Origin of the sequence: uncultured Winogradskyella sp. (assembly GCF_947498345.1) — a bacterium.
Lineage (GTDB): Bacteria > Bacteroidota > Bacteroidia > Flavobacteriales > Flavobacteriaceae > Winogradskyella.
In genome coordinates, this window is record NZ_CANMJY010000003.1 from 66192 (window position 1) to 90772 (window position 24581).

The 24581-nt window shown below is 32.0% G+C and carries 23 protein-coding genes; 13 read left to right on the forward strand and 10 right to left on the reverse strand.

Features of this window, described 5'->3' with window-relative positions; translation table 11 throughout:
- Nucleotides 1-72: 72 nt before the first annotated feature.
- A complete protein-coding gene (locus tag Q0912_RS05140) occupies nucleotides 73-2223 on the reverse strand; it encodes a TonB-dependent receptor (RefSeq protein ID WP_299112707.1) in 2151 nt (716 codons plus the stop codon).
- Between the two features lie 160 nt (nucleotides 2224-2383).
- Here Q0912_RS05140 and Q0912_RS05145 point away from each other — a divergent pair, with 160 nt between their 5' ends.
- Entirely contained in the window at nucleotides 2384-3058 is a 675-nt protein-coding gene (locus tag Q0912_RS05145) for a lysoplasmalogenase (RefSeq protein ID WP_299112709.1), read from the forward strand.
- A gap of 3 nt (nucleotides 3059-3061) precedes the next feature.
- Here the strand turns inward: Q0912_RS05145 and Q0912_RS05150 are convergent, their stop codons facing one another.
- Nucleotides 3062-4333, reverse strand: a complete 1272-nt coding sequence (locus tag Q0912_RS05150) for an NAD(P)/FAD-dependent oxidoreductase (RefSeq protein WP_299112710.1) — start codon at nucleotides 4331-4333, stop codon at nucleotides 3062-3064.
- Between the two features lie 123 nt (nucleotides 4334-4456).
- Between Q0912_RS05150 and Q0912_RS05155 the strand changes: the two genes are divergently transcribed.
- The gene (locus tag Q0912_RS05155; protein WP_299112711.1) at nucleotides 4457-4951 is read left to right on the forward strand and encodes an RNA polymerase sigma factor; all 495 of its coding nucleotides are present in this window, start codon (nucleotides 4457-4459) and stop codon (nucleotides 4949-4951) included.
- A 4-nt stretch (nucleotides 4952-4955) separates the two neighbouring features.
- Nucleotides 4956-5588 carry a hypothetical protein gene (locus tag Q0912_RS05160; RefSeq protein WP_299112712.1) on the forward strand — a complete coding sequence of 211 codons (633 nt, stop codon included), beginning with the start codon at nucleotides 4956-4958 and terminating at the stop codon, nucleotides 5586-5588.
- A 24-nt stretch (nucleotides 5589-5612) separates the two neighbouring features.
- Here Q0912_RS05160 and Q0912_RS05165 read toward each other — a convergent pair whose 3' ends face one another.
- Together Q0912_RS05165 and Q0912_RS05170 are read right to left on the reverse strand one after the other, a co-directional pair.
- A complete protein-coding gene (locus Q0912_RS05165; protein WP_299112713.1) occupies nucleotides 5613-6413 on the reverse strand; it encodes a lysophospholipid acyltransferase family protein in 801 nt (266 codons plus the stop codon).
- Between the two features lie 48 nt (nucleotides 6414-6461).
- A complete protein-coding gene (locus Q0912_RS05170) occupies nucleotides 6462-7103 on the reverse strand; it encodes a CoA pyrophosphatase (RefSeq protein ID WP_299112714.1) in 642 nt (213 codons plus the stop codon).
- 185 nt (nucleotides 7104-7288) lie between these two features.
- Between Q0912_RS05170 and Q0912_RS05175 the strand changes: the two genes are divergently transcribed.
- From Q0912_RS05175 to Q0912_RS05185, 3 genes are all read left to right on the forward strand, one after another.
- Complete coding sequence (locus tag Q0912_RS05175) at nucleotides 7289-8590, forward strand: T9SS type A sorting domain-containing protein (RefSeq protein ID WP_299112715.1); 1302 nt, start codon at nucleotides 7289-7291, stop codon at nucleotides 8588-8590.
- Nucleotides 8591-8659: 69 nt separating this feature from the next.
- On the forward strand, nucleotides 8660-9361 hold the full coding sequence (locus tag Q0912_RS05180; RefSeq protein ID WP_299112716.1) for a peptidylprolyl isomerase: 702 nt from the start codon (nucleotides 8660-8662) through the stop codon (nucleotides 9359-9361).
- 62 nt (nucleotides 9362-9423) lie between these two features.
- Nucleotides 9424-11562 (forward strand): M3 family metallopeptidase, encoded by a 2139-nt coding sequence (locus Q0912_RS05185; protein WP_299112717.1) that lies wholly within the window; start codon nucleotides 9424-9426, stop codon nucleotides 11560-11562.
- 147 nt (nucleotides 11563-11709) lie between these two features.
- Here the strand turns inward: Q0912_RS05185 and Q0912_RS05190 are convergent, their stop codons facing one another.
- From Q0912_RS05190 to Q0912_RS05200, 3 genes are read right to left on the reverse strand one after another with little or no spacing between them, the layout of a single operon-like run.
- Nucleotides 11710-12393, reverse strand: a complete 684-nt coding sequence (locus Q0912_RS05190; protein WP_299112718.1) for a hypothetical protein — start codon at nucleotides 12391-12393, stop codon at nucleotides 11710-11712.
- Between the two features lie 14 nt (nucleotides 12394-12407).
- The gene (locus Q0912_RS05195; protein WP_299112719.1) at nucleotides 12408-13022 is read right to left on the reverse strand and encodes a trimeric intracellular cation channel family protein; all 615 of its coding nucleotides are present in this window, start codon (nucleotides 13020-13022) and stop codon (nucleotides 12408-12410) included.
- Complete coding sequence (locus tag Q0912_RS05200) at nucleotides 13022-13747, reverse strand: RDD family protein (protein ID WP_299112720.1); 726 nt, start codon at nucleotides 13745-13747, stop codon at nucleotides 13022-13024. Before Q0912_RS05200 ends, Q0912_RS05195 begins: the two co-directional genes overlap by 1 nt.
- Before the next feature lie 33 nt (nucleotides 13748-13780).
- Here Q0912_RS05200 and Q0912_RS05205 point away from each other — a divergent pair, with 33 nt between their 5' ends.
- The 7 genes from Q0912_RS05205 (at nucleotide 13781) to Q0912_RS05235 (ending at nucleotide 20589) form a co-directional block, all read left to right on the forward strand.
- Nucleotides 13781-14788, forward strand: coding sequence for a stage II sporulation protein M (locus Q0912_RS05205; protein WP_299112721.1), 1008 nt, complete (start codon nucleotides 13781-13783; stop codon nucleotides 14786-14788).
- Entirely contained in the window at nucleotides 14785-15705 is a 921-nt protein-coding gene (locus Q0912_RS05210; protein WP_299112723.1) for a hypothetical protein, read from the forward strand. Before Q0912_RS05205 ends, Q0912_RS05210 begins: the two co-directional genes overlap by 4 nt.
- Nucleotides 15698-16426, forward strand: a complete 729-nt coding sequence (locus tag Q0912_RS05215) for a hypothetical protein (RefSeq protein WP_299112724.1) — start codon at nucleotides 15698-15700, stop codon at nucleotides 16424-16426. Before Q0912_RS05210 ends, Q0912_RS05215 begins: the two co-directional genes overlap by 8 nt.
- Nucleotides 16419-17624 carry a DUF4350 domain-containing protein gene (locus Q0912_RS05220; protein WP_299112726.1) on the forward strand — a complete coding sequence of 402 codons (1206 nt, stop codon included), beginning with the start codon at nucleotides 16419-16421 and terminating at the stop codon, nucleotides 17622-17624. Before Q0912_RS05215 ends, Q0912_RS05220 begins: the two co-directional genes overlap by 8 nt.
- Nucleotides 17624-18679: a MoxR family ATPase gene (locus Q0912_RS05225; protein ID WP_299112728.1), complete on the forward strand. Its 1056-nt coding sequence runs from the start codon at nucleotides 17624-17626 to the stop codon at nucleotides 18677-18679. The genes Q0912_RS05220 and Q0912_RS05225 overlap by 1 nt, the downstream gene beginning before the upstream one ends.
- A complete protein-coding gene (locus Q0912_RS05230) occupies nucleotides 18679-20010 on the forward strand; it encodes a DUF58 domain-containing protein (protein ID WP_299112729.1) in 1332 nt (443 codons plus the stop codon). The genes Q0912_RS05225 and Q0912_RS05230 overlap by 1 nt, the downstream gene beginning before the upstream one ends.
- A gap of 159 nt (nucleotides 20011-20169) precedes the next feature.
- On the forward strand, nucleotides 20170-20589 hold the full coding sequence (locus Q0912_RS05235; RefSeq protein WP_299112731.1) for a DUF2141 domain-containing protein: 420 nt from the start codon (nucleotides 20170-20172) through the stop codon (nucleotides 20587-20589).
- An 87-nt stretch (nucleotides 20590-20676) separates the two neighbouring features.
- On the opposite strand, the gene Q0912_RS05240 is transcribed toward Q0912_RS05235, so the two are convergent.
- The 3 genes from Q0912_RS05240 to Q0912_RS05250 are packed head-to-tail and all read right to left on the reverse strand — an operon-like array spanning nucleotide 20677 to nucleotide 24468.
- Complete coding sequence (locus tag Q0912_RS05240) at nucleotides 20677-22950, reverse strand: TonB-dependent receptor (protein WP_299112732.1); 2274 nt, start codon at nucleotides 22948-22950, stop codon at nucleotides 20677-20679.
- 23 nt (nucleotides 22951-22973) lie between these two features.
- The gene (locus Q0912_RS05245; RefSeq protein ID WP_299112734.1) at nucleotides 22974-23900 is read right to left on the reverse strand and encodes a FecR family protein; all 927 of its coding nucleotides are present in this window, start codon (nucleotides 23898-23900) and stop codon (nucleotides 22974-22976) included.
- 55 nt (nucleotides 23901-23955) lie between these two features.
- A complete protein-coding gene (locus Q0912_RS05250; RefSeq protein ID WP_299112737.1) occupies nucleotides 23956-24468 on the reverse strand; it encodes an RNA polymerase sigma-70 factor in 513 nt (170 codons plus the stop codon).
- Nucleotides 24469-24581 lie beyond the last annotated feature (113 nt).

Genomic DNA, 24581 nt, shown 5'->3' on the forward strand with positions numbered 1-24581 from the left:
TGAAAATTTATTACTATATCCTAACAGATGTGATTGATAAATCTTATACATTCTGCAATCAGTTAGATATTTTTATAAATTATCTAACTGATTATCTTGCCCATCTTCACTTATAGTCCAAAAGAAACCTATAAAAAAGAATTGATCAGTGGCTGGTCTTAAAGCTCGTCTATTAAATTGCCCATTAAAATCTGGTGTGTCGGCATATTGATAACCATTAACGTTTCTAATACCAAGTACATTATTAATCGAAAAGTATAATATTTTTTGTTGGTCTAACAAATAAGCCCAATTAAGACTTAAGCTGTTAAAAGCTATTGTGCGCTCTCCTAAGAACTCATTAGTGTTTGGATTAGTATAAGGTCGCCCTGAAGAATAACCATAGGCCACACCTACTTGACTTTTCCAACTATCAATCCAGTACTTACCTACTACAGAAAGGTTATGTTTGGTAGCAAAATTAGGTTGTGCGGATTTTTCGAAATTTCTGTGATTACGCTTTGTGTCTAAATACGAGTAGCTTATCCAATAATCTAAGTTTTTAATACCTGTGTTATCGCGCCAAAATAGATCAATACCCTGAGCATAGCCATCACCAGATGAGTCAAAATTACTATCAAAACTTGTAAACTCAGTATCAAACTTTACTAGATTATCATAATCTTTTCTATAAGCTTCAGCTCTAAATATTTTACCATTATTAACATATTGGTAATTGAGAATGTAATGTGATGTTTTTTGTGCTTCAAGATCTTGTTCAAACTTTAAAATAGAACTATTTGGGTTTTGAAAAAAGTTACCATAAGCTAACGAAACTTGTCCTTTTTTTGAGGTTTTATATGCCAAAGCAGCTCTAGGTGCTACATTACTAGCATTAAATATTGAGCTATAGTCTGCTCTTAATCCTACTTTTAATGCCAGATCTTTTGAAAAAATCAGATCGGCTTCCATAAAGCCTGCGGTAATGTTATTATCAAAACCATAAGTCACGTCATTGGAATTATCGTTAAAGTTTTCATCAAAATCGGTAATGAATTGCTCTGCACCAAAACTTAACTTAAATCTACTACTGAATCGCTTTTTCAATTTTAACTTAATATGTGCAGAATTTTCTTTATTATTAATATCATCTGCCATAATTCCCACTTCATTTTTAGCATAAGTATAACTCAGTCCTGTATTAATAGTCCAGCCATTTCCAAAGACACCTTTATAAGAGGTATTTAAGTAAAAGTTATTGTTATTTAATTTAAAATTTACACCATTTTCAAAATTAATGTCTTCTTGAGTCAGTTCAAGGTTTGTAACATCGAAAGCTGCATAAAACTTTAACATACCATTGTCTAGACGCTTTCTGTAAACGGTTTCTCCCTGGGCAGCCTGAAAAGGTTTTTCCCAATTATTACGATTATTAAAAATTTCGAAATAAGGTCCTAAATTAACATAGGAGGCACTAAAACTTAATGATGACTTTTCCCATTTTTGAGTGTTTCCTACGGTTGCACCAACTGTCATAATACCAATATCTGTTTTTTCCTGATCTGGTTCATCAATAGTATTTAGCAATAAAACACTCGATAAAGCTTGCCCAAATTCTGAAGAATATCCGCCTGTAGAAAAAGTGATACCATCAAACAAAAACGGAGAATAGCGTCCTCGAGTTGGAGTATTATTTGGTGTTGGGGAGTATGGTGTAAACACACGAATGCCATCTATAAAAATTTGTGTTTCTTCAGCATCACCTCCCCTAACGAATAATCGTCCATCTTCTGCAACATTAGAGGTTCCTGGTAAGGTTTGCAAAGCACCTACAAAATCCCCTAATGCACTTGCTGTTGTAACAACGTCTAGAGGTTTTAAAACTGAAACTTTACTATTGTCATTAGCTTCAAATGTACCTGCACTTAACACTACAGCATCCAAGGATTCTACATCGTCACGTAGTTTTATAATAAGATTAGATAGTTTTGCAACATCGTTGACTATGGTTTTAGTTTCAAAGGACAAAAATGATATAATCAGAGATTGTGTACCACTTTCTTCTGTAGTAAAGCTGAAGTTACCTGTATCGTCTGTAGTCGCTCCGTCATAAGTACCATCGAGATACACATTGGCTCCGATTATGGGTTCATTTTTATTATCAACTACCTTACCTGAAATGGTAGTTTGAGTATAGCTTAAGTTGATGAGAAATAAGCTGATAATTGTGATTAACTTGTTCATTTTTTAATTTTATGCTCCGAAGTTTAGACTAAGGAAGGTTGGTTTACAAGGCAAACATCCTTGTTTTAGCACATTTTGAAAATTCTATTTTACCGAACTGTAAAATTTAAATGATGAATTGAATATCTTTAATTATAATGACCGTTTGAAAAAACAAATTATGCGTACTCAAATAGAGAAGTGGTTTTCAATATTATTTTTTATAATCGTTCTACTCGAACTTATTACAGCAAATACAAAATCCTTACTACATGTTCACTACATTGTAAAACCAGCAATTGTAATAAGTCTTATATTTCTATTTACTAAAACCTCAGGGCAACTTTCCAAGCCCATAAAACGGGTTACACTTTTAGCCTTAATCTTTTCTTTGTTAGGAGATGTTCTACTCATGTTTGTAGATATGTTTCAAGAATTTTTCACCTTTGGCCTAATCGCTTTTCTACTGGCGCATATGATGTATATCTTAATATTTCTTAAACATATAAACAGGAAGGAATCTAAGTTAGGATTTATAGCACTACTTTTAATATATGCCTTGGGCTTATTTTATTTTTTAAAAGATGGTTTAGGAGATATGCTTATCCCTGTTGTTGTGTATATGATTGTAATTTTAACCATGGCAACCACAGCATTCTTAAGACAGAGAAATGTGAATCGATTAAGTTATCTCCTTGTTTTTATAGGCGCCATATGTTTTATGGTTTCTGATAGTATATTGGCGCTTAATAAGTTTTATCATCCCATACCATTATCTAATATTAGTATAATGATCACTTATGCTTTAGCTCAATACTTGATTGTATTAGGCATTTTAAAGCTTAAAGAGAAGTGAAATTTACTTTTTAAAAGGCCTAATGATAAGCCTGGCAGCTTTATCAAAATTGATATAATTATAGGTCCAGTTAAACAGTACAACTATACGATTTCTAAAACCTACTAAAGACATTAGGTGTATAAACATCCAAATAAACCAAGCAAAAAAACCGCCAAACTTATAATGTTTTAAATCCACAACAGCTTTATTTCTGCCTATGGTCGCCATTGACCCTTTATCTTTATACTCAAAAGGTACCATAGCTTTTTTGTTTATAAGCTTTATTAGATTCTTACCCAATAATATTCCTTGCTGAATTGCTGGCTGTGCAACTTGCGGATGGCCTTTAGAATACGATTTGGTTTCCATAAGTGCTATGTCTCCAATGGCAAAAATGTTATCATAACCTTCGACCTGATTAAAATGATTAACACGATAACGGTTTGCATTTTCCATTAAAGTATTAGCATTCAAACCTTTTATTGGAGCACCTGTAACACCAGCAGCCCATATTAAAGTTTCTGATTGCATTATTAAACCAGAATTTGTAGTTACAGAAATACCATCATAATCCTTAACAAAAGTGTTACAATGCACTTCTACACCTAAAGCTTTCAAAAACTGTTGTGCTTTTTTAGACGCATGGAAACTCATCGGAGGTAACACCCGATCTGCTCCTTCCAAAAGATGGATGCGCATATCCTTTGTATCTAAATCATGATAATCTCTTGGTAGAATATGATTTTTAAGCTCTGCGATAGCTCCTGCAAGTTCAACACCAGTAGGTCCAGCACCAACAATAACAAAGTTTAAATACGCCTCACGCTCTTCTTTTGTACTAGCGATTGCAGCCTTTTCAAAGTTCTGCAAAATAAGACTTCTTATATCCAAGGCCTGTGACACAGTTTTCATTGGCATACTATTAGATTCAATAGTTTTGTTACCAAAAAAATTAGTCTTTGTTCCAGTAGCTATAACCAAATAGTCATAGTTTAAATCTCCGATAGTAGTAACAATTTTGTTTTGCTTAGGTACAATCGTTTCTACTTCTGCCAAACGAAAAAAGGAGGTTTTATGTTTTTTAATAATTTTTCGAAGTGGATATGCAATAGAATCGGGTTCTAATCCTGAGCTAGACACCTGATAAAGTAGCGGTTGAAACGTATGATAATTATGCTTGTCAATTAAGACAATCTGAATATTTTTATTTGCTAATTTTTTAGATAAACTAACACCTGCAAAACCCCCACCAATAATTACAACTCTGGGAAGATTAGATTTAGGAATATTCATTTGGGATAGATAAAATTTCTTATGCAAAGATACGCATTACCTATACTAAAATTTTATTTTTGAACAATTATGTAACATAACTTATGTTACAACTACTAATGTGGTAACTAACCATTATATCAATTGAACAAAGAGCTCGAACATAGTTTTGTTGAACAGTTGCAAAAGCATCAAAACATTGTACATAAGGTATGTCGCTTATATACCAATAATGCAGATGCTCATAATGATTTGTTTCAGGAAATAACAATTCAATTATGGCGTGCATATCCTAAATTTAGAGGAGACTCAAAATTTAGCACATGGATGTATCGTGTAGGCTTAAACACAGCTATTACACTTTATAGAAAATCTAAGCGACGTATTAACACGCAAGAGTTTGACAGTGTTGAGTTTAAAATAAAAGCTGAAGAGTATGATGATACTGAAGAAAAGCAATTGAAGCTTTTATACCAAGCAGTACATCAGTTAAATGATATTGAAAAAGCGCTGGTGTTCTTATACTTAGAAGACAAAGACTATAGAGAGATTAGCACGACATTGGGTATTACAGAAGTAAATGCCCGTGTAAAAATGAATCGTGTAAAAAAGAAATTAAAAACAATATTAAATCCGTAAGATTATGGATGAATTAGAATTATTAAAGAAAGATTGGAATAAAGAAAAGGCAACCTATAAAAGCTTTTCAGATTCAGACATTTATCCAATGTTACAAAAAAAATCATCTTCTATTGTAAAGACCTTATTTTATATAAGTATTGCAGAACTTGGATTTTGGATTTTGGTAAACACTTTACCTTATTTTATCTCAGAAGCTTATAGAGAAAAATTAAATACTAGTTATGAAAACCCGTTATTTATGGCTTTATCTATTTTAAGCTTTGTAGTAATTTTGGTATTTATCTACTTACTCTTTAAGTCCTACAAATCCATTTCTATTACCGATAATGCAAAAAAATTGATGGAGAGTATTTTAAGAACGCGTAAGGTTATTAAATACTATGTTATCTATAATCTAGTGATGATTTTTATTTCAATTCCATTATCACTCTATTTTGAATTTAACCAAAATACAGTATTTCACGATCAGGTGGCGTCTATGAACTCTACACAAACCATAAAACTCTATGTAGTTACTGTATTTATAACTGGTATATTCTTATTGGTATTTTGGCTATTCTATAAATTATTATACGGTATACTTTTAAAACGCCTCAATAGAAATTACGACGAACTTAAAAAGCTAGAAGTTTAAATGTAGATTTAAGGCTAAACCTTTTTACCAATCCCTTAGTTCTTTATTTAGACGCTCTTTCTCTTCTAATTCTTCTTGCGAAATTACCTTTAAAAATGATGGATGCTGCTCTATAGCAAATTCAATTTTTTCAACGATGTCAGCTATAGATTCATTTTCATAATCTATTTCCAGAGGTGGTTTTACTTCAAAAGATTGATAGATATTTTTCTTTTTAATTCTAAGCCCTTTTTTATCAAACGAACGTCTAAAACCGTCAATAACTATAGGTACAACTATTGGTTTGTAAGTTTTTATAATATGAGCAGTACCTTTTCTAATCGGCTTAAACGGTGTTGTTGTACCTTGCGGGAAGGTTACCACCCAACCATCATCTAAGGCCTTTTTTATGGCAGTAATATCACTCATTTTCACTTGACGATTCACATCTTTACCTTGAGAACGCCATGTACGTTCAATACTAATAGAACCTGTATATGCGAAAATTTTAGGAATAAGACCAGATTTCATAGTCTCTTTGGCAGCTACATAGTACATGTTTAACTTGGGGTTCCAGAGATAACCTACATTTTTAATATTATCTAACCGACCACTTAAACTGGCATTAAATACATGAAACATAGCTATAACATCAGCAAAATAAGTCTGGTGATTAGAGATAAACAACACATTAGTATCTGGTAAGTTTTTAATGATTTCAGAACCTTCAATTTGTAGGTCGTTAAAACCTCTAAAGCGTCTGTGTGTAAGCAGACCTAAGATTCTAATCAACCATTTTTTTACCCAAAGTATATGTCCGAAAGGATTTTTTTTAAATAATCCCATAGTTAGTATTCAGTTTTAGTCAATCACAAAAGTAACAAATAAGGAACGTTACAAAACTTGTTTTAACAAGTCTTTTACTTCGCCAAGCATCATAGCAGTGGCTCCCCAAACGATATGTCCATTTAATTTAAAAGCTGGTACATCTACCTCAACCCCAAAAGAGGTTGACACTCTGGTCGTTGTCGTATTTATATCATGTAAAAAATCTTGAAGCTTAATCTCAATAATAGCTTCAACTTCTTCATCTTGTTTTATAAAATTTGGTGTACTTTCAGAAACGGCTACAAAGGGATGCACCATAAAGTTACTTGGAGGAATGTATAATGGTGACATGGTTTTAATCACCCGAACCATATGTTCTGGCACACCAACCTCTTCTTCAGTTTCACGAATTGCAGTTATCATCAAGCTTTCATCTTCATCTTCAAATTTTCCACCTGGAAAACCAACTTGTGCAGAGTGTACACCTTTATAAGTTTTGCGAAGAATTAAAACCAAATAGGTTTTACCTTCAGTATTTGGATAAAACAATGCCAAAACACCTGCTTTTTTTGCTTGTTTTGCTCTTTCTTTCATTCGTTCTGCTAGCTCTAACCTATATGGTGGAGACATTTTTGCATGCGATGCTTCTCCAAAAAGCTCGAGGTACTTAATTTTTACTACAGATTCTAAAAATGTTTCAAAAAGCATTTATAATTCAAAATTAAATAGGTGTCAAGTACTTATTATTTAACAAAAATACGTTTTAAGTTTTATATAATTTTTCTTACTTTCACAAAGCTTTAGATTTAATTCTTGTTGACTACAAGATTGCAAGCTCCCTTAAAGTTGCAATGTTTATAGTGTGTTATTATTAATAATTAAATCTAAATACGATGAACTACAAGAATTACAATTTAATCTTGCTATTGTTTATAGTTTTTTGCTATAAAATTAATGCACAAGCAAGTATCACTCTCACAAATACGGACTATGTCATTTGCGACATGCAACCTATTGATGTTACCGGAGTATATTCTATTCCTATTGGTAACTCTGCAAATGTTTCAATCGTCTTAATTGAACAAGGCTGTGGATCAGGTACAGCGACACTAACTAATACATTTAGTAATAATAGCTTTTCATTTACTATAGATCCAGTAGCAATGGGGCTTAACCAAAATTGTTCTTACGAAATAGCAGCTTCGTTAAGCGGGTACGGTGTTGGAGATAATGATACTGCTAATAACACATCGTTACCAGATATTGTCTTTAATTCTCAATGTACCAGTATAGCTTTAACTAATACAGATTATATAATTTGTAATATGCAACCTATTGATATAACGGGTAGTTTTTCAGTTCCGAATCCAAACTCCGTTAGCATTTCAATAGTTTTAATTCAACAGGGTTGTGGGTCAGGCACAACAACAATAACACAAACATTTAGTAATGGCAACTTTTCATTTAATATAGACCCAATTGCTTTAGGATTAAATCAAAATTGCACATACGAAATAGTAGCCTCATTAAATGGGTTCGGCACAACAGATAGCGATACTGCTAATAACACTTCTCTCCCGGATATAATCTTTGATACTGACTGCAATATTGTAGATCCTTGTTCTCTTGAAGGCCTGGAGTTAGTTGTTGATCCATTTACTCGTATACTATCGTGGAATAATATTGCCAACCGTTATCGTATAGAATTTGTAGTAGATTACAAATGTATTGGACCAAATCCTAACCCATTTCTAGACGGAAATACAGAACTATATTCTACAGTAAATAATTTCATTGATTTAGACAATGTTCTAACTGACACTGGTGGAAGATCATGGAGGTTTAGAATTAAAGCTGGTAGAGGCTGTCCATGGTCAGATTGGTGTTGCATCACCTTAGTACCTAATCCAATTAATACAGATTACTATTCGGCTTGTGTTTCTAGTCAAGAAAGACTCTTGCCTAATAAAATAACTACAAATATTGATGATGCGAAAATATCTGTTTCTTCAGAAAACTTAAATATAGAATCATTTACACTTTATAACATCCACGGGAAAATTGAAAATAGAACGAATAAAGCTCGTAAAAACAATCATTATTTATATACAGATAACTTAAAACAAGGTATTTACATACTAAGAATTAGATTAGAAGATAATTCAATTGTAACTAAAAAAGTTTATATAAAATAATCTTCTATTAAAAGTTCAAACGAAAGCTGATTAAACATATTTAATCAGCTTTTTTTTATTTTTGGCTTTATGAAAAGAAGTCTATTCGTTATTCTAATCTTGCTTTTGTGGAACTGTGAAGATAAATCATCTTCAAAACAAACCGATAACACTACTGTCAAAGATTCTATAGTTAATAAACCTAAGGCAACAGCAGAGAAAAAACCAGAGCCTATGTTTCCTCCGCTCACGGACAATAATGCTATGGATTTTTTTTTAAACTACGAAAAAGAACACAAGGAGAATAAAATACGGATTGTTACTGATTTTGGAAATATAGATATTTTACTTTACGACAAAACCAAGTTCCATCGTGCTAATTTTATTTACCTGACCAAACGTAAATATTTTGATGGCACGCAATTTTATAGGGTGGTAAAAGACTTTGTAATACAAGGAGGAAGTAGTGATGATGTTAACTTATACAAAAAACGTCGAAAAATAGGAAGATATTTATTACCTCCAGATACCAAACGTGGTTATACCCACAAACGCGGTGCCGTTTCTATGCCAAGCAGTGAAATAGAAAATGCTTATAAATTGGCATCTCCTTTTCAATTTTTTATCATTCAGCGACCGGATGGTGCTACTTATTTAGACAAGGAATATACTGTTTTTGGTGAAGTGATTTCTGGCATGGATGTGGTCGATAAAATCAATATTGTAAAGACAGACGATGGAGATTGGCCATTGAATAATGTATATATTAGGACTGTAGAAATTATAAAATAATTAAGACTTCCTTTTTTTAGTTTTTGTACCTTGTTTTCGTAATCTCGAAAAACTAACACATCATGATTTTTAAATCAATCAAAGCTGTTGCTCTAGGCAGTATTATCTTATTGGCAAGTTGTAAAGAAGAACCAAAGACTGAAGATAAATTAATGACAGATAATATCTTATTACAAGAATGGGGAGGGCCATTTCAAGGAGTTCCTGCTTTTGACAAAATGGATGTAGCCGATGTAAAAGAAGCTATAGAAAAAGGTATGGAACATCAATTAAAACAAATTGATGCTATTGCTAAAAATGAAGAAGATCCAACTTTTGAAAACACCATCGTTGCTATGGAAAGTGCTGGCAAACCTCTTAATCGGGTATTTGCATATTATGGCATTATGAGTAGTAATATGTCTTCTCCCGAGTTTAGAAAAGTTCAGGCAGAACTAGCACCAAAACTATCTGATTTTAGATCTAAAATTTCTCAAAACGAAGCGTTATTTAAACGCATTAAAACGGTATATGATGCATCTCAAAAAAATCCTCTTGAGCCACAAGCCCAACGTGTTGTAGATTTAACGTATAAACAATTTGAAATGAATGGGGCCAATCTGGATGCCGAAAAGAAAAAACGTTATGCAGAAATCAATAAAGAGTTATCCACACTTTACACTAAGTTTTCAAATAATGTACTGCATGATGAAGAAAACTATGTTACCTACTTAACTAAAGACCAGCTCGGTGGTTTATCCGAAGGTTTTATAAAATCGGCTGCTAAAATAGCATCTGGCAAAGGGCAAGATGGCAAATATGCTATTACAAATACAAGATCATCAATGGATCCTTTCCTTATCTACTCTACAGAACGTGAGTTGCGCAAACAAGTATGGGAAAATTATTATTCGAGGGGAGATAACGGAGACGAATACGATAACAATAAAATTATCGCAGAGATTTTAAAACTTCGTAAGGAGCGTGTTGGTTTATTAGGATACAATAATTATGCACAATGGAGATTACAAGATCGCATGGCAAAGAATCCTGAAAATGCAATGGATTTAATGCTCAAAGTATGGCCAGCAGCAACCGCGAGAGTAAAAGAAGAGGTTGTAGATATGCAAGCTGTTGCCAATGAGCTTGGTGATAACATTACTATTCAACCTTGGGATTATCGCTATTATGCCGAAAAAGTTAGAAAAAAGAAATACGATTTAGATAGTGACGAAGTAAAACAATATCTGCAGTTAGATAAGTTAACCGATGCTATGTTTTTTGTGGCTGGGGAATTATTCAATTATAAGTTTACTCCAGTTGAAGAAGGTTCCGTTCCTGTATTTCATGAAGATGTAAATGTTTGGGAAGTTACCGATAAAGATTCTGGTAAGCATATTGGTCTTTGGTACTTAGACCCATACGCACGTGAAGGAAAACGCTCAGGAGCATGGGCCACGACTTACAGGAGTTCAACAACTTTTGAAGGCGAAACTAACGTCTTGGCCTCAAACAATTCTAACTTTGTAAAACCTGCACCAGGAGAAGCCGTTTTAGTCTCCTGGGATGATGCCACAACATTCTTTCATGAGTTTGGTCATGCACTACATTTCTTTGCTGCTGATGTTAAATATCCAACACTTCAAGGCGGTGTTAGAGATTATACCGAATTTCAATCGCAGTTATTAGAACGTTGGTTATCAACAGACAAAGTGATCAATCAGTTTTTAGTACACTATAAAACTGAAGAACCTATCACAGCTGAATTGGTTGAAAAAATTAAAAAAGCATCTACATTCAATCAAGGCTTTGGAACTACCGAATATTTGGCATCTGCATTAATCGATATGAAATTACATTTAGCAGATCCTACAGATATTGACATTGACAAATTTGAACGTGAAACTTTAGATGAATTAGGTATGCCTAAAGAGTTGCCTATGCGTCATCGCACACCACATTTTGGCCATGTCTTTTCTGGCGAAGGTTACGCAACAGCCTATTACGGTTACATGTGGGCAGATGTACTTACCAGTGATGCTTCTGAAGCGTTTAAAGAAGCACCTGATGGTTTTTACGACAAAGATGTGGCAGATAAATTAGTAAAGTATTTGTTTGCTCCACGTAATGCTATGGATCCAGCAGAGGCTTATAGAAAATTTAGAGGTCGTGATGCAAAGATTGAAGCTTTGATGAGAGATAGAGGCTTTCCTGTACCTTAAACAGAATAAATAGATTACACATATAAATTCTCGTTATCAGATAAAATATTTGCTGACGAGACTTTTTTATTGAACATGTACAAATGTTTCTAAAATTTATATAACTAAATGTTGTCAATTGAATATAGAAATTTCAAAAATAAATTCTCAATCTATATCGCTTTCAAATTCATCCATAGTGTCTGGTGGAGGTAATAAACCCAGAAAACGAGCAAATACAACTAATGTCATAAACAATCCAATTATTGCTTGAGCTGTAAATACTGCAAACCCCATATTAGTAGTTGCTACATATTGACTTGGACTAAATGAAAACATCAATAGCATACTTTCATGAAATACTTGTAAAAAAGTTAATTCAGGGCTATTAGGAGGTAATGATATATGACCACTTCTATAAAACCACATATAAGCCACACCAAACCAACAAATAATCTCGATATAGTTATGCAATAATAGCAAAACCATTCTTCTGTAACTTCTTACTGCATACTTATCTTCATTTAACTTGGCTCTATATTCATCAAATAATAATACATTGATTTGATAGATAATAATTTCAAAAGTTCTAAAAAAACCAAAACACATTACAAAGAATAGCAATAGATTTTTGTCATATTCTCTGCGATAGGTTACGATAAGTAATGTAATAATCGATAATAAAGTATTAAAAGTAACGTAGTATTCAACAAATGAATATGATTTTGACTTTTTAGGAGCTAGCCTTCTAATAATTGTAAATATCGATATATAACTCAGAACTCTAAATACTTGTGACCAAAAATGCACAAGCCAACTTTTATTCTTTTTTTTCTTTTTCTTTTTTGGCATAACTAAAAATATTATTATTCGGTGTCATTCTTATACAAAGTAGGTAAACTAATTTTAAACTTTACAGCTATTAAACGTATAGTTATCACCACCAAACCCGCAATAACAAAAAGATAGTTTTGGTCTTCTAAAAAATGACGCAGTAAGAAATAGGTTAATCCCCCCAAAATACAAGCTGTAGCATAAACTTCTTTTCTAAATATTACTGGAATTTCGTTACATAAAATATCTCGTATTACACCACCAAAACAAGCAGTCATGGTTCCTAATGCGATGCAAATAATGGGGTGTAAACCTGCAACCAACCCCGTTTCTATTCCAACTACAGTGTAGAGTCCTATACCAATTGTATCAAATAAAAATAAAGAGCGACGCAAGTGTTTTAAATAATCTCTAAATACTACAGCAAACACTGCAGATCCTATAATTACATAAACAAACGTCATATTCTGCATCCATGACACAGGCTCTACTCCAACCATAATATCACGTAAAGTGCCTCCACCAACAGCTGTTACAAATGCAATAATGAGAACACCAAATGGGTCCATACGCTTATTCATGGCAACCAAAACCCCAGAAATAGCAAAAGCTATGGTTCCTAATATGTCTATAGTTTGGAAAAACATTACATGTTCTGGGTATAGTAGTTATAATCCTTCAAAATGGTATCTATAAACTGTACATCATATAACTTAGTTTCAATACCTAAGGTATCGCAAATCTTTTTCTTTAATGCCGTTAAGGTCTTAAAATCATTATTTTTTTTCGAAATGGTAAAAGCCTCTTTAATGATTCTAACATCTTTATCTGTAAGTTGTGTAACGTTACTAAATACAGGCTGGTAATCATCATTAATATCTTCGAGAATTGTACTCGAAATTTTATGCTTTTTCTTTACACTAATAACTACTGTGCCAGCAGCAGAATCACCTACACGTTGTTTTTTATCTGATAATAAAATACTTAATATTCCAATTGATGAAAAAAACAACCAAATATCTATAATTCTCAGCATCCAACGTACCATAAAATTATACCATTGCGTTGGTGAACCGTCAAAACGCACTACTTTAATTTTCATTATCATTTTCCCAACGGTTTGTCCACCAAAAATGATATGACACAACACAGAGTAAAACAACGCTGGCAAGGTGAGCAGGCCTAAAAAACCACGTCTTGTCCAACCGTCAGTATCAAATATCTCTGATAGGTTTACAAGATTTTCCATAATGGTCATATAGGTAATCAAAATGACACCATCAATTAAGAAAGCCACCATGCGTTCACCCAAACCTATCAGCTTATAATCTAGGTTAACATTTTGTGCCGTGTTAATTGCTAATTTGCCCATGGAAATGTATATTCGTTTTAAATTAAATGATTTATGCGCGAAGCGTCTTTCGTGAAGCAAAATAAGGAAAAATGGATTGGTTTTGAAAACGCATTAGATAATAATGCAAAAATAAATCCAGACGACTTAGCTTCTTACTACATACAACTTACCAACGACTTATCTTATGCCCAAACCTACTATCCAGGGAGTAAGACTTTGTTGTATTTAAATTCTTTAGCTTCGCAAGCGCATCAAAAAATATATATTACCAAAAAGGAATCTAAAAACAAGATTATTTCGTTTTGGAGACATGAATTCCCTTTATTCTTTAAACAGTATCATAAAACATTACTTTATAGCTTTCTCATTTTTATGACGGCAGTTATTATAGGTGTTGTTTCTACATTAAATGATGATTCTTTTTTGAGACTTATTTTAGGTGATGCTTATGTAAATATGACCATTGAGAATATTGAAAAAGGTGAACCCATGGCTGTCTATAAAAGTGGCAGTGAAATAGGTACATTTTTAGGTATTACCATTAATAATATCAGAGTAGCTATTGTTGCATTTGCTTTGGGTGTGTTTTTTAGTGTAGGTACAATTTGGGTGCTTTTTAGTAATGGTATAATGCTGGGTGCTTTTATTACGTTCTTTTATAACTATGGTATTTTAGAAAAAACTTCAACGGTTTGGTTGCATGGCACTATCGAAATTTCAGTAATTGTTATTGCTGGTTGTGCTGGTTTGGTAATGGGTAATAGTTTTTTATTTCCAAAAACCTACTCGAGACGTATCGCCTTTATGAAAGGTGCTAAGGATGGACTTAAAATTGTGGTAAGTACCATTCCGTTTTTCATTATAGCTGGGTTTATAGAAGGTTTTATTACACGCTATGGTGAACAAATGCCATGGTTTTTAGCTTATGGTATCATTTCTATTTCCCTTTTTATTATCATTTATTATTATATCATATATCCAATATTATTAAATAAAGCTGTCAATAAAGAGCTTACCAAAGTAAATTCTGGATTAATACCCAAACCATATATATCGTGAACGAAAAGTATATTGAACTGAGGACAAGAAGTACATTTGGAGATATTATTAACACTTACTTTTTATTCTTAAAACATAATTTTAAAGCTTACACCAATTTATATTTAAGGTATAATGCAGTAAGTATTATATTAACACTTATATGTTCATACCTTTTGGTTACTGGCTTTATGGGTTTAGCTAGTCGCGATTTTAGGTTTGGTATGGGAAATAATATAGCTTCTGACAGTTATCTTATAGCTGGAGCAATTATTCTATTTTTAATTGTTTTTATCACCTCATTAATAAATTATAGTTTTTCCAGCGCTTATATAGCAGAATATGTTAATAATGAAGGTAAAATCGTCTCTAAGAATGTATGGAAAAGCATTTTAAACAATATTGGCACCATCATAATATTTATTCTCATTGGTGGCCTTTTATATGTAGTCTATCTTGTTATTTCTGGCCTATTAGCATTTATTCCCTTCTTAGGAATGTTAATTCAATATGGTTTAAGTTTTACAATGACTGCCATTTTTGGATTAACATTTATGTCTATTTTTTCGAATAAGAAAGGATTTGGAGAAGCAATTTCTGAGGGTTTTGATTTTACGTTCTCTAATTTTTGGAGAGTTATACTATATGGTTTAGTAATAGGTATACTAAATCTTATGATTACTGTTTTAATTATATCCATACCTAGTTTTATAGTTGGTATTTACACCTATTTTTCGGTAGAAAGTAATGTTGACCTTAGGACTAGCACCTTTGCAACATTAGTCTTTACTTTTGGTTTTGCTGCATTTTTATTGTCATTTATCTACACACAAGCCTTATCACAATTATCTTACGGGATTCTTTACTACAACTTATACGAAGTAAAGCATAATGTATTTCTTCAGAAGAAAATAGATCAAATCGGTATTAATGAGTGAGTTAAATTTAAGACATATTAATACTTGCATCTTTACCTTTTTAAGTTCAGTTGCTTTAAGTGCTCAAGATGCTATTATAAAACGTGATTCTAGTGTTCTCGAAGTGACTTACTTTAAAGATAATTTTAAAGATAATTACTCGGGTAACGATTTTAATTACTCTATTAACGATACAGGAGGTATTAATTTAATACAACGTGTTCTTAGATCATTTTTTAACTGGTTAGGTGATGTTTTTGGGTTTGATATTGATTGGTTAGATTATCAAACCATGGAATATATAGTCTATGGTTTATTAGGAGTTATTGTGCTTTATCTTCTCATAAAATTCTTATTACAAAATCCTGTTAGTTCGGTATTTAAAACTGAAGATAAAACTATAGAAGGTTTTAGTTATGTTGAAGAGCATATTGAACAAGTCGATTTTGATAAGCTCATAAGACAAGCGCTTAAAGAAAAGAATTACAGATTAGCAACACGCTATATGTATCTAAAATCCTTAAAGGTTTTAGCTAACAAAAAAACAATTGAATGGCATTACGATAAAACTAATTCAGACTATCTCAATGAAATAAAAGACTCGAAACTAAAAAACTTATTTAAAAGAGTTTCTTATATCTACGACTATGTATGGTATGGAGAATTTCCTATAGACGAAGTAAGCTTCAATAAAAATAAAGACGATTTTAATCAACTTATAAAAACAACTCAGCATGGATAAGCGTTCAAAAATAGCGTTCTATATTATTGGTGCGGTTATTGTTTTTATGATGATAGCCGAGGTAACCAAACCCAAAGCACTTAATTGGAGAGACTCCTACTCTGCTGCCGATAAAATTCCATTGGGTTGTTATATTCTTTTTAACGAGTTAGACACATTTTCTTCTGGAAAAGTCTTAACCTCAGAACGTTCTATATACGAATACTTAAAAGATATTGACACCTCTACCTCGAAATCTTTAGTTTTTATTAATAACTACATCAGTTTTGATAGCGAAGAATCTAAAGCAATAATGGACTTCGCCGAAAACGGAAATACAGTTTTTATAAGTGGCAATTATTTTTATGGTAATGCCATAGACTCACTAAATGTTGCAGTACAAAGGCAATACGCTAATCTTTATAAAAAAGAATCAAATCATAAATTTACCAGCCCAAGCCTCCAAAAAAACAATCGTAAGTTTAAAGATGTTATAGAGAACAGCCACTTTAGTTCTTTAGATACTTTAAAAGCTACAATCTTAGGTACTATAACAACAAAAGATGAAGATGACATACAAGAAGTCCACCCCAATTTTATAAAAGTCGATGTAGGTGAAAAAGGAGGGCAATTTCTATTGCACACTAACCCTTTTGCATTTACCAATTACCATCTCATGGCTGACAAAGAAGATTATGCAGCTACTGTTTTATCTTACCTGCCCAAACAGCAAATCATATGGGATAACAACTATAAGAGTGGTCGAAAAACAGTAACTAGTCCATTGCGTTACATACTTCAAAATACTGCCTTAAAATGGGCTTTCTATATTAGTATGTTTGGTCTCATCTTATTTGTAATCTTTAGAGGGAAACGTACACAACGTATTATTCCTGTCATCGATAAGTTAGAAAATGCAACGGTAGATTTTACAAGAACCATAGGAGAATTGTATTATCAACATGGAGATTTCACCAATATTATTGAAAAAAAGATACAGTACTTTTTAGAATATGTGCGTAGAAATTATTACTTAGACACCAATCAATTAAATCAAAATTTTATTGAAAAACTAGCCGTAAAATCAAGCAACCCAAAAGAAAACACTAAAACATTGGTAGATTATCTGGTTTTTTTAAAATCTAAAATAAATCATACCGAACAAGAACTCATAGAACTCAATAAAAAAATAGAACACTTTACAAAACATACACAATAATGGAAGAACAACATACACCATCTTCAGAAAATATAGAGGATTCTAACACTACTTCACCTAATAATGAAGCTAACGAACAACCCACTGAAGATTTTAAAAGTAGAATAGACCTTAAACCTCTTCAAGATAGTGTTGAGCAAATAAAGCAAGAAATTGCAAAATTTATTGTTGGCCAAAATGAAATGATCGAATTGTTAATCATTTCTATTCTTACTAATGGTCATTCATTAATAGAAGGAGTGCCAGGTGTAGCAAAAACGGTTACAGCCAAATTACTGGCTAAAACCATGGATGTGGATTTTAGCAGAATTCAATTTACTCCAGATTTAATGCCAAGTGATATTTTAGGCACTTCGATTTTCAATGTTAAAACCAGTGAGTTTGAATATAAAAAAGGACCTATCTTTTCTAACATTGTTTTAATTGATGAAATAAACAGAGCACCAGCAAAAACACAAGCCGCTTTATTTGAGGTTATGGCTGAGCGCCAAATTACAATGGATGGCACACGCTATGATATGGAATTACCATTTTTGGTGTTTGCCACCCAGAATCCTATAGAGCAAGAAGGCACATACCGTTTACCTGAAGCGCAATTAGACCGTTTTTTATTTAAAATAGAAGTAGATTATCCATCATTAAAAGATGAAGTTCAAATTTTGGTAGACAACCACCATAGACAAGACACTATGGATTTTAATACTATCGTACCTGTATTATCATCAGATGTTATTAAGAAATATCAAGATGTCATAAAACAAATCGTTGTAGAAGACAATCTTTTAAATTATATCGCTTCAATAGTAAATAACACACGTAATAACGCTAATCTTTATCTGGGAGCCTCCCCAAGAGCCTCTATTGCTATCTTAAATGCCGCAAAAGCAAATGCAGCAATAAACGGAAGAGATTTTGTAACTCCCGATGATATAAAACGTTGTACAAAAGCTGTTCTTAAACATCGTTTGGTTTTAACTCCTGAGCGTGAGATGGAGGCATTTACTGTAGATAAAGTTGTAGATCAAATCCTTGAAACTATTGAGATACCAAGATAGTGAAACGCTTTTTTAAACATACCTATTTAACCTTTCGGTTTTTCCTTGTAGCAATGGTGTTTGTAGTACTGTTTATCCTTTCCTATATATATCCAGGTTTGCTAAGCATTATCACTTCTATGTTTTTTGTAGCTGTTGGATTAGTGGTTATAGACCTTATTCTATTATATAAACAAAAAGGTATTTCAGCTTCAAGAGTATTACCAGAAAAACTGAGTAATGGAGATGATAACCCTATAGAATTAACGTTAAAAAATAACTACAATTTTAAGACCTATTTGTTATTAATTGACGAACTACCGTTTCAATACCAAAAGCGCGATTTTGAAATTAATGCCCAACTCAATACGCATCAAAAAAAGAAAATCACCTACACGTTACGACCTCTAGAACGCGGTGAATACTATTTTGGTAACCTAAATATCTACGTCAACTCACCTATTGGCTTAGTAACAAGACGTTATCAATTTGCTAAAGATGCCATGGTACCTAATTACCCCTCTTTTTTACAGCTTAGAAAATACATGCTTATTGCATTTTCTAACAAACTTTTTGAGTACGGGTTAAAAAAAATTCGCCGCATTGGTCATACAATGGAGTTTGAACAGATTAAGGATTACGTTACCGGAGACGATATTAGAAATATTAATTGGAAAGCTACAGCTAAGCGTAATCAATTAATGGTTAATCAATTTCAGGATGAACGCTCGCAGCCTATCTATAGCGTTATTGATAAAGGCAGAGCCATGAAAATGCCTTTTGAAGGTTTAAGTCTTTTAGATTATGCTATTAACGCTACACTAGTTATTAGCAATGTAGCATTAAAAAAACAAGATAAAGCTGGTATGTTTACCTTTTCAAAAAAGGTTGAAAATAAAGTTGCGGCTGAGCGTAGACCTTCGCAAATGCATAAAATTCTTGAAACCTTATACAATGTAAACACAGATTTTTCCGAATCTGATTTTTCAAGATTATATATAGATATAAAACGAAGTATTACGCAACGTAGCCTACTCCTTCTCTACACTAATTTTGAAACCTTAGATGCTTTGCATCGCCAACTGCCATATCTACAAGCTATGGCTAAAAATCACCTTTTAGTTGTTATATTTTTTGAAAATACAGAATTAGAAAAACTCACCAATGTTGAAGCCCATAATACTTTCGAAATTTTTCAAAAAACCATTGCTGAAAAGTTCATGTACGAAAAGAAACTTATCGTAAATGAACTTCAAAAACATGGTATACAGTCTATTTTGACTGCTCCAGAAAACTTAACAATTAACACCATCAATAAATATTTAGAAATTAAAGCCAGAGGATTGATATAGTTAAATGCCAATAGCAAAAATTACAATTCATCCTGTTTAAATCACAATTCGGTAATGTCATTTATTTTTTTTTGAAATTTTACTTGATATTTGAATCATCTATTCGACTACATCTAAAATCTGTTGAATTCAGATGAATAACCATTAAAACAAGATATTATGAAACATTTATTTTTAACTTTCGCTTTAACCTTAACCACTTTATTTGGGTTTTCTCAAGAAGAAAAAGGTATTACCATTACAGTGACCATAGATAACGTAAAAAATGACATTGGTAAGGTATTAATGTCATTACACAGTTCGGAAACATTTATGAAAGGGAGAGGTATTCAAGATGCTGAAACTGAAATTAAAGACGGAAAAGTTAGTATTACTTTTAAAAACGTCTTACCTGGAGAATACGCTATAATGGCCTTACATGATGAAAATGGAAACCAACGCATGGATTTTAGAGAAAATGGCATGCCATTAGAATCTTATGGAACCTCTAATAACGCTATGGCTTTTGGACCACCTCAATATGACGACGCAAAGTTTAAAGTAGAAGAAAAAAATTTAGAAATGATTATCCGTTTCTAAAGCATCTATCATTAATCAAAAAACAAAAGACTGAGTATATTCTATATAAAATTGCTCGGTCTTTTGTTTACAATCCTAGGTTATATTTTACCAATAAAGTCTCAGCATAAAATTTGGCGTAATACCAATAGAATAACGCTCAATAAGCTCAACAGAGTCATTTAAACTATTATTACCTCTGTACTCTCTTGAAATCAAATTATTTCTATTATAAAGATTACGTACAGAAACACCTACTTTACCTCTTAATTTATTATGCTTGGATAGCTTAAAACTATAAGTAGAAGATAAATCTAAACGATGATAAACAGGTAATTCTGCAGTGTTAATACCTTCATTAAAACTATAACTTCCATCAGTTTCATTAGCCACGGTAAATGGTCTCCCTGTTTGCCATTTCCAACCTAATGCTATTTGAAAACCATCTAACTTATAACTCAATGCTGTAGATATAGCATGTGTAACATTAGATTTAGACTTAAAAGATTTATTATTATTAAGATTTTTAAAGCGACTACGTGCACGATTATACGAGTAGCTTGCCCAGGTTGTAAATCCATTAAATCGTTTTCTTAAAAAAGCATCCACTCCAAGAATATTCTGATCACCAATATTAAAACCACCTCCTTCGGGGTTTAAGAAACCTAATGACAAAGCTGTAACATTTTTTAATTTTTTATAATAGGCATCTGCATCAATATTCCATCCGTTTTTTGAAAAAAGAAATCCCGCGGAAACATGTTTACTGTTAATTATTGGAAAATCGTTATTGTTTGCCAAACGCCAAACCCTGTTTTCTAAGGAGAGGTCACTAAAAACGGTTTCATCAATCTCGCTAATAATCTGGTTCTTAATTTCTCCACTGGCCTGAAACTTAAAATGCGTATTAAGCGCTTTAAAAATAATTAGTCTTGGCTCAAATCGTGTTGCATCTAACTCTTGAAAATAAGTACCTCTTAAACCAAAAGAAAAATCGAATAATTTAGGATTCTTATAGTCAAAATTACCATATACACTATGTGATTGCACAATCTCTTGTTCTGTATCCAAGATAATTCTTAAGTCTGCAGTATTAACAAAAGCATAGGACACATCCTTTAATGTGTATTGATATCCAAATGTGTAATTATTTTTATGCGATGGATTGTAGTTAATCTCTGTAGAAATACCAGAGTCGAATACGGCATTCCGTTTTTCAAAATCAGAGATTTGCTCATTATTTTCTGTAGTTATGAAATTATAATTAAGTGTGTAATCCGAGAAAAAAGCTTGTGTGTCTTGGTTAAGTTTTTCATTCCATTTATGATTCCACCCCAAACCATAACCTCTATTTTCAATAGTCATAACATCTTGAAAAAACCTATTGTTTTCATCATCATTAGACACATAATCAAGTTGATTATCTATCACAATCATACTCGCAAAAAATGTATTGTTATTATTGGGTTTATAATTCAATTTTACATTATAATCTAAAAATGAAAAATCGTTATCCCCATCTTCATCTTGACTAATTTTAGTGCTATCAAATACTTTATCAGATAGCTGATTAAATGTAAATGTTTCAAAAATATCGGTATAACTTCGTCTTAGTGATGCTTGCAAATTGAGTTTATCTTTAATAAGCGGCAAGTTTATAATAGCATCCGCATTTACTCCATTAACACCCATTTCTGCTTTTAAAGTATTATCAATAACAGCGCTTGATCTTATATCTGTAACACTAGACAAACGTTCACCATATCTAGCATGAGAACCTTTATTAACAAATTTAATCTCTGAAGCCACATTTGGGTTTAACGGAGATATCATGCCAAATAAATGTCCTTTATGGTATATATTGATGCCATCCCAAATTAATCGGTTTTGATCTGAAGCCCCACCACGGACAAAAAAACTTGAAGCGGTTTCGTTTGGACTTAATACGCCAGGTAATAATTGAATACCTTCTAGAACATCAGGTTCTATAAGTCCTGGCAAAATGCCTAATCGCGAAGGGTATAATTTATAAGCTCCATCGCTGTTCTTTTCGATACCTTTAGCTAAATAACTTCTAACTATAACTTTACCTAATGTTTCTGCTCTAGTGCTTTTATCATTAGATAAACTTATAATTATGTATCGGTTGTCTAAGACTTTGTAGTATAAATTTGTATTTTTTTGAAGCTCAATAAGCACATCAGATAAGGTTCTTTTTTCTCTATCTATTGTTATGCTTTTACCAGTTATATAATCATCTTTATATGAAAAAAGTACTTTATATACATCTTCTATATGTTCTAATGCATCATATAAAGGTACATCTTCAAACTCAATGTAAAAAGCCTCTTCTTGAGAAAAGGCTAGTGTAGGAAGTAACATTAAGACAAAGATATAGATCAACCTCATTCCTTATATCTAAGTTTAATGTTACGGTTTTCTTTTTCAGTATATATTATATTAAGTGTCTCAAAGACAGTCTTTAAAGCAATGTTTAAGTTGTTATACGGAAAACTACCTGTATAAACATCTGTATCATTTATAGCCTGAGCATCAAAATTAATTTCATATTGGTCTTCTAAAGCTTTGATAACATAACGTAATGGTACGCTTTTAAACGTACTTTCACCATCTATCCATGTTGGTTTTTTTAGCAAATTTTTGGTTTCTTCAGATGGATAGCCATTTACTTTTCTAACAGCGTTATTTGGTAAGAGTATATGCTCAGATTCAAAGGTTTTTACACCTACCTTGCCTTCGTAACATACCACATCAAAAAAATCATTTTTAGAAATCACATTAAATTGTGTCCCTAACACAGTAACTGAACCATTATCGGTTTTTACAGTAAACGTCTTACCCTTTGCGACTTTAAAATAAGCTTCACCATTGAGACTCAATGTGCGCTCAGTTTCCCATAAATCTTCATCATACGAAACTCTAGATTTTGAATTTAATATAACTTCAGAGCCATCTAGAAGAACAATGGATCTACTTTCTCCAAAACCTGTTTCAATGGTAATCTTATTATCATCTAATAAGATAAACAAACCAAATAACACAACAATAGATGCTGCAACACCAATTACCCAATTGGTATAGAGTGGTCTAACACTTGGCTTTTTATTCTCTATTTTATTTTGAATTTTGGCAAAAGTATCATCAATGGGAGCATTAAGCTTTTCGCTAACATCAAGCCCTTTTCTAATCTTTAAATAGACAGTATATTCATCCTTGCTTACTAAGGTCATTAATTCCTTATCAGTAAGTTCACCATCTAGCCATTTTGCTAAAAATGTGTTTGAATCGTTATGTGTATTATTTGTTTCCATGCTGTTCTATAGTTAATACAACTTAATGATAAAAAACCCTACTTTTAATTTAAAATTAAACATTTCCTATCTCTTTTCGCATTATAATCAAAGCTTGATGCATACGCTTTTCTACAGCTTTTACAGAAATGTCTAACTGTTGAGCTATGTCTTTATATTTTTTCTTTTCAATTCTATTCATTAAAAAAACTTCGCGTTGTTTTTCTGGTAAGCCAGCAATTGTTGCTTCTAATTTTTGCATAAACTCTTTTTCTAGCATAATAAATTCTGGCGATTCATTGGTACGCTCTTTAACATTATGCTTATTAAAGTTTTGCACTACTTTTTGATGCTTAATATCATTTAAAAACATGTTATTGGCAATACTATATATGTAACTCCTTACTTTATCATAATCAACATTACTACAATTATCCCAAAGTTTAATAAAAACATCTTGTAATATATCCTCTGCCTTATCTATGCTTTGTGTTTTAAAAAATAAAAACCGCCTAATCTCTTTTGCATAAGTATTATAGATGTTCTCAAAGGTTTTTGAGTGACAGATATTACGAGTATCTTTGGTCATTAGTAGTTTTGAAGTTGATACGTCAAAGCTATGAAAAAAAAAACTTGAGAAAAAAAGTAGGGTTTTTATTTTATAGGTTGTCTTACTAACGATTAACCTCGATAAACTAATTT